This is a genomic window from Brevundimonas sp., assembly GCF_965279155.1.
Lineage (GTDB): Bacteria > Pseudomonadota > Alphaproteobacteria > Caulobacterales > Caulobacteraceae > Brevundimonas.
Genome location: NZ_OZ257138.1, coordinates 608092 through 619714, shown reverse-complemented (window position 1 = coordinate 619714; position 11623 = coordinate 608092). Strand labels below are relative to the sequence as shown.

At 66.3% G+C, this 11623-nt stretch carries 11 protein-coding genes; 7 read left to right on the top strand and 4 right to left on the bottom strand.

Annotation, left to right across the window (positions count from 1 at the left end; translation table 11 throughout):
- Positions 1-167: 167 nt before the first annotated feature.
- The 3 genes from gatC to gatB all read left to right on the top strand — a co-directional run bounded on the left by gatC (position 168) and on the right by gatB (position 3577).
- A complete protein-coding gene (gene gatC, locus ACQY72_RS03070) occupies positions 168-455 on the top strand; it encodes an Asp-tRNA(Asn)/Glu-tRNA(Gln) amidotransferase subunit GatC (protein WP_135195387.1) in 288 nt (95 codons plus the stop codon).
- Between the two features lie 147 nt (positions 456-602).
- On the top strand, positions 603-2081 hold the full coding sequence (gene gatA / locus ACQY72_RS03065; protein ID WP_428155681.1) for an Asp-tRNA(Asn)/Glu-tRNA(Gln) amidotransferase subunit GatA: 1479 nt from the start codon (positions 603-605) through the stop codon (positions 2079-2081).
- A 2-nt stretch (positions 2082-2083) separates the two neighbouring features.
- Positions 2084-3577 carry an Asp-tRNA(Asn)/Glu-tRNA(Gln) amidotransferase subunit GatB gene (gene gatB / locus ACQY72_RS03060; RefSeq protein ID WP_428155680.1) on the top strand — a complete coding sequence of 498 codons (1494 nt, stop codon included), beginning with the start codon at positions 2084-2086 and terminating at the stop codon, positions 3575-3577.
- A gap of 132 nt (positions 3578-3709) precedes the next feature.
- On the opposite strand, the gene ACQY72_RS03055 is transcribed toward gatB, so the two are convergent.
- The 3 genes from ACQY72_RS03055 to ACQY72_RS03045 all read right to left on the bottom strand — a co-directional run bounded on the left by ACQY72_RS03055 (position 3710) and on the right by ACQY72_RS03045 (position 6168).
- On the bottom strand, positions 3710-4033 hold the full coding sequence (locus ACQY72_RS03055) for a hypothetical protein (protein WP_428155678.1): 324 nt from the start codon (positions 4031-4033) through the stop codon (positions 3710-3712).
- A gap of 337 nt (positions 4034-4370) precedes the next feature.
- Positions 4371-5420 (bottom strand): RcnB family protein, encoded by a 1050-nt coding sequence (locus ACQY72_RS03050; RefSeq protein ID WP_428155676.1) that lies wholly within the window; start codon positions 5418-5420, stop codon positions 4371-4373.
- A 163-nt stretch (positions 5421-5583) separates the two neighbouring features.
- Complete coding sequence (locus tag ACQY72_RS03045) at positions 5584-6168, bottom strand: RcnB family protein (protein ID WP_428155675.1); 585 nt, start codon at positions 6166-6168, stop codon at positions 5584-5586.
- A gap of 328 nt (positions 6169-6496) precedes the next feature.
- Between ACQY72_RS03045 and ACQY72_RS03040 the strand changes: the two genes are divergently transcribed.
- A complete protein-coding gene (locus ACQY72_RS03040; protein ID WP_159850268.1) occupies positions 6497-6802 on the top strand; it encodes a sel1 repeat family protein in 306 nt (101 codons plus the stop codon).
- 12 nt (positions 6803-6814) lie between these two features.
- Here ACQY72_RS03040 and ACQY72_RS03035 read toward each other — a convergent pair whose 3' ends face one another.
- Positions 6815-7549, bottom strand: a complete 735-nt coding sequence (locus ACQY72_RS03035; RefSeq protein ID WP_428155673.1) for a polysaccharide biosynthesis/export family protein — start codon at positions 7547-7549, stop codon at positions 6815-6817.
- A gap of 122 nt (positions 7550-7671) precedes the next feature.
- On the opposite strand from ACQY72_RS03035, the gene ACQY72_RS03030 reads away from it, so the two are divergent.
- The 3 genes from ACQY72_RS03030 to ACQY72_RS03020 all read left to right on the top strand — a co-directional run bounded on the left by ACQY72_RS03030 (position 7672) and on the right by ACQY72_RS03020 (position 11623).
- On the top strand, positions 7672-9111 hold the full coding sequence (locus ACQY72_RS03030) for a GumC family protein (protein ID WP_428155671.1): 1440 nt from the start codon (positions 7672-7674) through the stop codon (positions 9109-9111).
- Positions 9112-9158: 47 nt separating this feature from the next.
- Positions 9159-9860: a hfsB gene (locus ACQY72_RS03025; RefSeq protein ID WP_346496040.1), complete on the top strand. Its 702-nt coding sequence runs from the start codon at positions 9159-9161 to the stop codon at positions 9858-9860.
- Between the two features lie 98 nt (positions 9861-9958).
- A complete protein-coding gene (locus tag ACQY72_RS03020; protein WP_428155669.1) occupies positions 9959-11623 on the top strand; it encodes an FAD/NAD(P)-binding protein in 1665 nt (554 codons plus the stop codon).

Here is an 11623-nt window from a genome sequence, read left to right as displayed (position 1 = left end):
CCAAGATGTCCAGTTTCGTTTCATAAGTCCCAGTAAGTGTCAGATACTGCTTTAAACCGCTAGGCTTGGTCCTGCTCCGGTTCGAAGGCAGCGTCGTCCTTGTGAATCTGAGGTCGGGAGGCTAATCCCGCCGATACATTCCCTATCGACGTGCATTGGAGGGCCGCATGGCCATCGACGCTGCGACGGTGCGCAAGGTTGCGCATCTCGCCCGCATCAAGACCCCCGAGGACCGGCTGGAGCCGCTGGCGCAGGAGCTGAACGGCATCCTGGCCTGGATCGAGCAGTTGGACCAGGTGGATGTCGAAGGCGTGGAGCCGATGACCTCGAACGTCGCCCAGCCCCTGCGCTTGCGCGAGGACGTGGTGACTGACGGCGACAAGATCGACGCCGTCTTGTCCAACGCCCCGAAGTCCGCAGACGGCTTCTTCGTCGTGCCAAAGGTGGTGGAGTGACGCTCTCTCTTTCCCCGTCACCCTCGGGCTTGTCCCGAGGGCCCATGGCGGGTTCGAATGGCGGCGTCTGCCGTCAAAGCGCGGCGGAGGCCGCGCGGTGGGCCCTCGGGACAAGCCCGAGGGTGACGGATTTTGGGTTTGGCGCGAATGTCTGATCTTACGAAACTCACGCTCAAGGCGGCTGTGGACGGCTTGAATTCGAAAGACTTTTCCTCGGCCGAGATCACCCAGGCCTTCCTGACCAATATCGAGGCCGCCAATCCGACGCTGAACGCCTATGTCGAGGTGACGGCGGACAAGGCCATGGACATGGCGCGCGCGTCGGACGCCCGCATCGCCGCCGGCCAAGGTGGAGCGCTGGAAGGCGCGCCGCTGGGCATCAAGGACCTGTTCTGCACCGAGGGCGTCCAGACGACGGCCGGCTCCAACATGCTGCGCGGCTTCGTGCCGCCGTATGAATCGACCGTCACCGCCAATCTGTGGCGCGACGGGGCGGTCATGCTGGGCAAGCTGAACATGGACGAATTCGCCATGGGCTCGTCCAACGAGACCTCGGCCTTCGGTCCGGTCAAGAACCCGTGGAAATCGACCGGCTCGAACGCCGAACTGACGCCGGGCGGATCGTCCGGGGGTTCGGCCTCGGCCGTCGCCGCCGACCTGTGCCTGGCCGCCACCGCGTCGGACACCGGCGGCTCGATCCGCCAGCCCGCCGCCTTCACCGGCACGGTCGGGATCAAGCCCACCTATGGCCGCGCCAGCCGGTTCGGCATGGTGGCCTTTGCGTCGTCGCTGGACCAGGCCGGGCCGATCACCAAGACGGTGGAGGACGCGGCTCTGCTGCTGCAATCCATGTGTTCGTTCGACGCCAAGGATTCGACCAGCCTGGAGGTCCCGACGCCCGATTGGACCCAGTCGGTCGGCAAGTCGGTCAAGGGCCTGCGCATCGGCGTGCCGCGCGAATATGTCGTGGACGGCATGCCCGCCGAGATCCAGGCCCTGTGGGATCAGGGCGTGGCCTGGCTGAAGGACGCTGGCTGCGAGATCGTCGAGATCAGCCTGCCGCACACCAAATACGCCCTGCCCACCTATTATATCGTGGCCCCGGCCGAGGCCTCGTCCAACCTGGCCCGCTATGACGGGATGCGGTTCGGGCACCGGGCGGAGGAGTTCAAATCGCTGGACGACCTCTACGCCACCTCGCGCGCCGAGGGCTTCGGCAAGGAGGTCCAGCGTCGCCTGACCATCGGCGCCTATGTGCTGTCGGCCGGCTTCTATGACGCCTATTACGTCAAGGCCCTGAAGGTGCGTCGCCGCATCGCCGAGGACTTCGACAACGTCTGGGGCCAGGTGGACGCGATCCTGACGCCGTCGACGCCGTCGGCCGCGTTCGCCCTAGGCGACAAGCAGATCGACCCGCTGACCATGTATCTGAACGACGTCTTCACGGTGACGACCAACCTGGCCGGCCTGCCGGGGATTTCGGTGCCGGCGGGCGTGGACGCCGGTGGATTGCCGCTGGGTCTTCAGGTTATCGGCAAGGCGCTGGACGAGGCGACGGTGTTCCAGGTCGGCGCGGCGCTGGAACGGGCAGCGGGCTTCGCGGCCAAGCCGGGCAAGTGGTGGTGAGCATGAGCGACAATACGAAGACCATCAAGGGCCGCACCGGCGATTGGGAAATCGTTATGGGGCTGGAAATCCACGCCCAGGTGGCGTCGAAGGCCAAGCTGTTTTCCGGGGCCGCCGTTGGCTTCGGCGCGGGGCCGAACGAGCAGGTGTCGCTGGTGGATGCGGGCTTCCCCGGCATGCTGCCGACGCTGAACAAGCACTGCGTCGAACAGGCGGTGAAGACCGGCCTGGGCCTGCGTGCGCAGATCAACAAGCGCAGCCAGTTCGACCGCAAGAACTACTTCTATCCCGACCTGCCGACCGGCTATCAGATCAGCCAGCTCTATTACCCCATCGTGGGCGAAGGCGTGGTCGAGGTGGAGGCCGAGGACGGCAGCTTCTTCAACGTCGGCATCGAGCGGCTGCACCTGGAGCAGGATGCGGGCAAGCTGATCCACGACCTGTCGCCGACCGAGAGCTACGTCGATCTGAACCGGGCGGGCACGGCGCTGATGGAGATCGTCTCGCGCCCCGACCTGCGCACGCCGGACGAGGCGGTCGCCTACGTCAAGAAGATCAGAACCATCCTGATCTATCTGGGCACCTGCGACGGGGACATGGAGAAGGGCAATCTGCGGGCCGACGTGAACGTGTCGGTGTGCCGGGCCGGGAACTACGAAAAGTTCAAGGCGACGGGCGACTTCGGCTATCTGGGGACGCGTTGCGAGATCAAGAACGTCAACAGCTTCCGCTTCATTTCTCAGGCGATCCAGTATGAGGCGCGTCGCCAGATCGAGATCCTGGAGGACGGCGGCTCGATCACCCAGGAGACACGCCTGTACGATCCGACGGCTGGCGAAACGCGCTCGATGCGGTCCAAGGAGGAGGCGCAGGACTATCGCTACTTCCCCGATCCCGACCTGCTGCCGCTGGATCTGGAAGAGGCCTGGATCGCCGAGATCAAGGCGTCCCTGCCCGAGCTGCCGGACGACAAGCGCAAACGGCTGATGGCCGAGTACGGCCTGTCGCAATACGACGCCATCGTGCTGATTTCGGAACAGGCCAAGGCGGATTATTTCGAGGCGGCGGCGAAGGGGCGGGACGCCAAACTGGTGTCCAACTGGGTCACGAACGAGGTCTCGGCGCGCCTGGCTGCGGACAACAAGGACTTCAGCGAGAACCCGCTGCCGGCGGCGCATGTGGCGCAACTGGTCGAGTTGATCGAGACCAACGTCATCTCGTCCAAGATCGCCAAGGAAGTGTTCGATCACGTCTGGAACGGCGAGGGTTCGCCGGCAGAGGTGGTCGAGAAGCACGGCCTGAAACAGGTCACCGACACCGGCGCCATCGAGAAGGCCGTGGACGAGATCATCGCCGCCAACCCGGACAAGGCGGCGGCCGTGGCCGACAAGCCCCAGGCCATCGGCTGGTTCGTCGGTCAGGTCATGAAGGCCACGGGCGGCAAGGCCAATCCGGCGGCGGTCAACGACATCCTGAAGGCCAAGCTGGGACTTTGATGCTTGGGGGCTGCGGCCCCCAAACCCCCAGCTGGTCGCTAACGCTCGCGACGCGGTCGCTCGCTGCTTGAGCGACGCGTTCAACTAAAAAAGGCCCCGCGGATCGCTCCGCGGGGCCTTTTGAGTTCCGGCTCAGGCCGAGGGCGGCGTGGGCGGGGTCGGCGGCTCAGGAGGAGCCGGCGGTGCGGGCGGTGCGGGCGGGACCGGCGCATCCGGATCGGTGGGCTCCGCTGGCTCGGGGGGCGGCGGCGGCGCAGGTTCCTCGACGGGCGGGGGGGGCGACGGCGCGGGCGGCGTCGGGGCGTTCGGATCCCACGTCGGCGGGGGAGCGGGGTTTTGCGGCGTCTGCTGGTCGACCGGCGGGGGCGGCGGGGGAGGCGCGGTCGGGGCTTGCTGAGCCGTCGCGGCGCCGGCCAGCAACAGCGAGGAGGCCAAGGCGGTCAAGGCGATCTTCATGGGGAAATATCCTTTACGAGAAATGGCGTCTTGAAGGCGTTCGGGCGTCGTCGGGGAGGGCGACGACGAGCAAGGTCGAACCCTAAGGAGGCCGTTTTTCGTCGCCTTTCCGTGGAGTAGTTCTGGGGACGCGATGCTGGAAATCGCCCTACGATCATTTGGCGAAACGCGTTCGTGTGGGGCGTGGATACATGCCGATGCAGTCGCGCATGAGATCGCGACCCCGCCTTTCAAGGTCACGGCAGGGCCATGTTTGGGGCGTGCGTCGGGGCGCCAAGGGATGAAAAAGCCCGACGGCCGGGGGCCGTCGGGCTGAAGTTTCGAAATCGTCAGGCGGTCACCAGCGCCAGGCGTCACGGATGACGTCGACAATATAGCCGTCGTATTCGTCGATCAGATAGATGGTGTTGTCGACGGAAACCCAGCGCGTGCCCTCGGGCGGATAGCCGAGGCCATAGGTGCGCCAGTCGTTCAGCTGATAGCGCCAGAAGGTGTCCGGAAGATACTGGCCGACCGACCAGGTGCGGTTCCAATAGGAGCGCGGGACGCTGTAGTAGCCCCAACCCGGCGCGAAATAGAAGCCGGCGCGGACGCCGCTGTAGCCTCTGAAGCGGTTGTCGTTCCTCCACCAGTCCGAGCGGTGGTTGCGATAGAAGTCACGACGCCACTGGTCGCCGTTGAAGCGCTGGCGGAACTCGCGGTGCTGGCGGTCGCGGTCGTGGCCGTTGTTCCAGCCCGAGCCGGGACGATCGGGCCGCTGACCGCCCGCACTCGGACGGTCAGGCCGGTTCCATCCGCTGCCGGGACGATCCGGGCGTTGGCCGCCGGTGCTGGGGCGGTCAGGACGGTTCCATCCGCCGTCAGGACGGCCGGGGCGTTGGCTGCCGGTGTTCGGACGGTCGGGTCGGTTCCAGCCGCCTTCGGGGCGGTCAGGGCGTTGGCCGCCAGTGTTGGGACGGTCAGGCCGGTTCCAGCCACCCTCGGGACGGTCGGGACGCTGGCCGCCGGTGTTGGGACGGTCTGGGCGGTTTGCGCCACCTTCGGGCCGGTCGGGGCGTTGGCCGCCAGTGTTGGGACGGTCGGGCCGGTTCCAGCCGCCTTCGGGACGATCCGGGCGTTGGCCGCCGGTGTTGGGGCGCTCGCCGCCGGACGGCCGTTCGGGGCGCGGAGTGGTGTTCTCAGGTCGGCTTGGACGTTCAACACGCGGTTCGCGCGGCGCGTCCTCGCGGCCCATCTGGGGACGTTCCGGGCGGTTCATGCCACGGGCGCGGCCTTCGCGACGCGGTTGGTCCTGCTGAGCCTGGTCCTGGGCCAAGGCCTGGACAGGCGCTGCGAGCGGGCCGGAGACGGCGGCGATGGCGGTGAAAGCCATCAGGAGGCGTTTCATGGTCTTTGATTCCTGCACGCCGGTTCTCCGGCGGCTTGAGGGGATGATCGACCGTTGGCGATGAACCCAGGCTGAACATCGTTCGCAATCAACGGACTGTCCAGAAAAACAGAACCCCGCAAGCAAGGCCTGCGGGGTTCGAGACGTCGATCTGTGGCGAGGTCTAGTAGACACCCGACAGGACGCTGGCGATCAGGCCGCTGGCGACGGCGATCAACAGGATGTCGTTGCCGGCGTGGACGTAGCGATAGCCGCGCGGGGCTTCGCGAAGGCCGTAAACATAGGGGTCGCGCACATAATAGCTGCGATACTGGTTGGGCAGATAGCCGCCCGTGCGCCAGCGATAGTTGCTGTAGCGCGGCTCGACGCGGTGGTAGCCATAGCTGGGCGCATACCAGTAGCCGGCGCGCGGACCGTTGTAGCCGCGGAAGTCGGAGCGCCCGCGCCACCAGTCGCGATTGTTGCGGTCCCAGCGGTCGTTGCGCCAGTCGCGGCGATCATCACGGCGTTCGGCCCGGTAGTCATGACGGTCGTCGCGGCGGTCCTGACGATAGTCTTGGCGGTTGTCGTAACGGCCGTTGCGCCAGTCTCGGTTGTCGTTGCGGCGTTCCTGGCGGAAATCACGGCGGTCATCGCGGCGATCCTGGCGATATTCGCGGCGGTCGCGATCCTGCGCCTGGACGAGCATCGGCACGGCCGTGGTCGACAGGGCGATGGCGACGACGGCGGCCTTGGTGAGGCGGTTCATCTTCGTGCTCCATTCTGGGCCGCCGACGGATATGCCGAACCGACCCGTTAATGACGTTCAAGGTCGGATTCCGCGCCTGAACGCCCGCTGAACGATCGCGTCAGGTTTGCACGGCCGCGTCGCGGCGGGCGCCTGGGCGATGCGGGTAGTCGTAAACGAAAGATTTCCGAGAGATTTCCGAAGCCTGAATCCCGCCAGAAGTATTCATTCCTGCTTTACTGAAAAGTCCGCACGGCCCATTCGCCCGTTAACTTTAACTTCAAACCGCGGGTATTTGATGGCGTCTCAGAGGCGGGCCCAGAATGGCGCCCGATCAGGAGATACGGTGATGACCGCGCAAGAATTGGCGCACGACCTGCAGGCCCCGCAAGACGGTCTGCCGCTGCCGACCCCGGACATGTCCGGCGACGACCTGTTCAAACTGGGCATGATGTATTCGGCCGGTTCGGGCGGTTGCCCGATGGACCGGGTGTCGGCCCACATGATCTTCAACCTGGCCGCCATGAAGGGCTCGATCGAGGCGCGTGTCTATCGCCGCGAGATGAGCATGGAGATGGAGCGCGAGGAGATCGCCGAGGCCCAGAAGGCCGCGCGGCGCTACATCGACATGGGCGTGGTTCAGCTGGTCGCCTGAGGCGAGCAGTTTTCAGAACTGTGCGAAGCCGCTGCCGTTCGATCCATTGATCGAATAGCTGAAGCCGATGGGCAGGGCGGCGCGCACCTGGGTGAAGAAGGCCGCCAGTTCGCCCAGGGTCGAACGCGGCACGAAGATGATGTCGCCCCGGCGCAGGGGAACGACCTCGCCGCGACGCGGACGCAGGTCAACGACGCGCATCATGCGCGACCCGCCCGGACCACGACGGATCAGGGCCACGCTGTCCTGGCGTGACGTGGGCGCGAAACCGCCGGCCTGGATGACGGCCTGATAGGCGTCCAGATCGCCGATCATTTCGAAAACGCCCGGCGTGCGCACTTCGCCATCGACCCACACGCGGATCGGGCCGGCCTGGCGCAAGGTCACCTCGACAGTCGGCCGCACCAGTTGCGGCGCATAGGCCGCCGAGACAACCTGTTGAAGCTGGGGCAGGGTGCGATCCGCCGCCATGATGGATCCAATCAGGGGCAGGGCGATGCGGCCGTCGGGGCCGATCTTCACCGTGCGTGTCAGTTCCGAGGCCGTGGGCGTGGCCACCTCGATCTCGTCGCCGGGATAGAGCAGATATTCCGGCTCCTGATCCGTCCAGTCGGCGAAGGGAACGCCGGGAAAGTCTCCGTTCATGGGTCGCTCGACGCGCTGCGGGCCGCTGGCGCACGCCGCCAACGAGGCGGCGAGGGAGGCTGAACCCAGGGTCAGCAGGAACAGGCGGCGATCTGACAGCATGAGAATCGTTCGGCCTCGACGAGGAGATTTGAGGCAACCTCGCCGGTTATGGGTAATCATCGGTTAACGCCGGTGGGTGAAGGGTGGCGAGAACAAGCCTTTCAAGGGATTCGGCCCGCTCTATGCGTTCCACGGCACACGTCACGGCAAGACCGCGCTACGGCGTGCTGGACGTCATCGGCCTGCTGTTCCGCGAGCTGTTGCTGATGATCGTGGTCTTCGTGGTGATCCTGGCGCTGGGGTTCGCGGCGGCGATGACGCTGAAGAAGAGCTATACCGCCACCGGATCGGTCTTCGCCGGGGTGGGGCAGGAATACGTCTATCAGCCGCGCGTCGGCACGGCCGAGCGGGGCCAGGCGCCGCAGGGCGACGAGGTCGCCAACTCCGAAGCCGCCATCCTGGGCTCGGGCGCGGTGCGTCAGAAGGTGGTCGAGGCCCTGGGCCCCGCCGCCATCCTGGGCGAGGCGCCAAAGGGCGGACCGCAGAAGGCCGAGGCGTCGGCGCGGCGTGTGATCGGAACCAGCCTGGACATCGCCACTGCGCCAGGCAGCGCCGTGATCCGCCTCAGCTACAAGGCCGACGATCCCGAACGGGCGGCGCGGGTGCTGAACACCATCATCGAACAGTATCTGGTCTATCGCCGCGAGGTGTTTCAGGACAAGACGCCGGCCATCGCCAGCCAGCGCGTCGCCTTCGAGGACGAGTTGGGCAATGCGGACCGGGCATATGAAAACTTCCTGATGTCCAACGACATCGGCGATTTCGCGGCGGCCAAGGCGACGCTGGCGGCGACCTATCAGACGATCTTCACCGACCGGATGTCGACGCAGAGCCTGTTGAACCAGACCGCCCAAAGGCTGAACACCCTGGTCGCGCAGCAGGCGGGCACGCCGGCGGAAGTGGCCCTGCAGCAGGATCTGAACATTTCGGCCCAGGACCAGGTGCTGCAACTGCGCACCGAGCGCGAGCAACTGTTGTCGCGGTATCAGCCCGACGCTCAGCCGGTGAAGGACATCGAGGCACGGATCGGCCAGCTTCAGGCCTATGTCGCGACCGGGACGGCCGTGGGCGCCAAGGAGGTCCGCACTGGGCCGAACCCCGTCTGGACCGAGCTGGAGACGACGCGGATCAATACGCGGGCCGAGCGGGATTCGCTGGCGGCGCGGCTGGCGGTCCTGGATCGGCAGCTGAACGATATTCGCGCCCGCCAGACGCGCCTGACCGCGCTGGAATCCGAGAACTCGACCTTGGCCGGCAATCGCGAGGTGCTGAGCGCCTCGATCCGCGAGTTCCAGCAGCGCGAGACCCAGAGCCGCGCCGACAACGCGCTGGTCGCAGCCGGCGCCGACAATGTCACCGTCATCGAACGCGCCCAGCCGCCCTCGACGGGCAAGAGCCTGAAGATCCCGCTGCTGGCGGCGGTCTTCCTGTTCGCGGGCTTTACGGCGCTGTGCGTGGGCCTACTGCGGGTGTTCACGCGGCGCGGCTTCACGACGCCGGCCTCGATGAGCCGGACGCTGGACATGCCGGTTCTTGCCGTTGCGCCCGCCAAGGCGGCGTAGCGACAGTCGTGCTAGGCTGAGGGCTTAGGGAGCGCCTTGGCGATTCGATGGTCGATCTGACTTCAGAAATGGCGGGCCTTTGGGCGGCGCTGGGACCGGCGCCGGCGCATCGCGCGCGCGTCATCCAGTTCGCCTCGGCGGCGACCGGCGAGGGCGTCTCGACCGTGGCGCGCGAGTTCGCCCGTCTGGCGGCCGTGCGGGCGCGAAAACCCGTCTGGCTGATCGACGGCGACCTGGCCCAGCAGGGGCAGCTTGAGACCGTGTCGGCCGAGCCGGATCGGTTCGGCCAGGTCGGCAAGGCGGCGCAGGCCTCGCCCGACGGATCCAGCTTCTACGCCGTGACGCCGCGCGTGACGGGGCGCGACGGCAAGCCGGTGCCGGATTCGCGGCTGCTGACGGCGCGGTCGTGCCTAGGCGGACGGCTCTGGGTGACGCATTTCCACATGGAGGCGCTGCGGTCCGGGCACCGGGTCGAGGCGGTCGGAGAGCCCCGCTACTGGGAGGCGCTGCGGCCCCATGCGGACACCATCGTCATCGACGCCCCCGCCGCCGACCGCAACGACATGGCGATCATCCTGGCTCCCTTTGTGGACATGACGGTGCTGGTGGTCGCGGCCGAGAGCACGGCGGCCAGCGCCCCGGTCATCCTGCGCGACGAGATCGAGGCCGTGGGGGGGCGGATCGCCGGTGTGGTCATGAACCGCTCGACCTACAAGCCGCCCGGCTTTTTGCAGCGGCTGACGGGCTGATCGTGTACGATTCCGCAAGTTCGCGTAGGAAATTAGTGGGTTGAGCTGAAAGCTGACCGATCTGCGGCGCCTTTGCACGCGTCGCGCATTGTGGGGCCATGACCACGTCAATCGCCTTCGTAGGAGCCGGGCCGACAACCCTCTATGCTCTGCACGCCCTTCTCGCGCAGGGCGCCGGTTCGGCGCGCATCACCGTCTTTGAGGCGAGCAAGGTCGCCGGGTGCGGCAGCCCCTACAGTCCGGACTGGAACGATCGGGCGATGCTGTCCAACATCGCCAGTATCGAAATCCCCCCTCTGTACGAGACTCTGGCGGACTGGCTCGGCGCACGGACGAGCGCCGAGCTTGATGCGCTGGATATCGACCGCACTTCGCTGGACGAGCGCACCTTTGTGCCGCGCATCGCCCTGGGCCAGTATTTCGAAAGCCAGTTCGCGATCATGGTGGAACAGGCTCGGGCCGCCGGGGTCATGATCGACGTCAAGACGGGCTGTCGCGTCGTCGACGCGGCGAACAGGAAGGCGGGCGTGGAGTTGTCGTTCATGTCCCCGCCCTCGCGGCGCACGACCAAGGCGGTGTTCGATCATGTCGTGCTGGCGACCGGTCATCAGTGGCCATCTCGCCAGCATGCCCAGCCCGGCTATTTTCTCAGCCCGTGGCCGGCCTCGGTCCTCGCGGAACTTCCAGCGACGACCGTCGGCATCCGCGGCTCGTCCCTGACAGCCATCGACACGGCGGTCGCGCTGGCCACGTCGCATGGAGAGTTCGTCCAATGCGACGGACGGCTGGTTTATCAGTCGATGCCGGGGACGGACGGCTTTCACATCACCATGATGTCGCGCAAGGGCCTTCTGCCGGAGGCCGATTTCTACTTCCCTCTGCCGCATCCGCCGCTGCAGCATTGCACCCCGGAGGCGGTCGCGGCCGCTGTGAACAGGGGGCCGGCGGGGCTGCTTGATGCGGTCTTCGATCTGTTTCGAAGGGAATTGATCCAGATCGATCCCGGCTATGCCGCCGAGACAGGACTCCACGAGGCCACTCTGGAGACGTTCGCCGAGGCGTATTTCGCCCGGCGCGCAGCGGTCGATCCCTTCGTTTGGGCCGCCGCCAACCTGAAGGAGGCGCGGGCGAACCACGCGGCGCAGGTGACCGTGCCGTGGCGCGACGCCATCCTTCGCATGCACGAGATCGTCGCCGTCATCGTCCCTCATCTGGACACGGGTGAGTTCGACCGTTTCAGCCGCGTGTTCAAGCCGATCTTCGTCGACATCTATGCCGGCGTGCCGCATGAATCGATCGAACGAATGCTGGCCCTGCACGTGGCGGGCAAGCTTGAGGTTCTGGCGGTCGGCGACGACTATGCGGTCGATACGCGTTGCCCCGAGGGCGGGGCGCGCGTGACGATCGATGGCGCGACCCGGCACTTCCCTGTCTTCATCGAGGCGACGGGGCAGGCGGCGTTGAGCGGCATTCAGTTCCCATTCCTGTCCCTGTTGGAACAGGGAATCGTTCGAGACGAAGTCGCGAATGACGCGCCCGATGCCGTCAGGGGGATCGCCGTCGATGATCTGTTTCGCCCGGTCAATGCACCTCTGCCCATGGACAGGCTGTTCTGTCTGAGCCTGCCGTTTCTCATGGGGCGGCATCCCTTCGCACAGGGGATCACCAGCTCACACGAAATGGGTGGGATCGTCGGTAGACGCTTGGCGTTGATCCTGAATACCGCAAAGCCTGCGGTCGATCTCGCCGAAACGGCGGCCTGA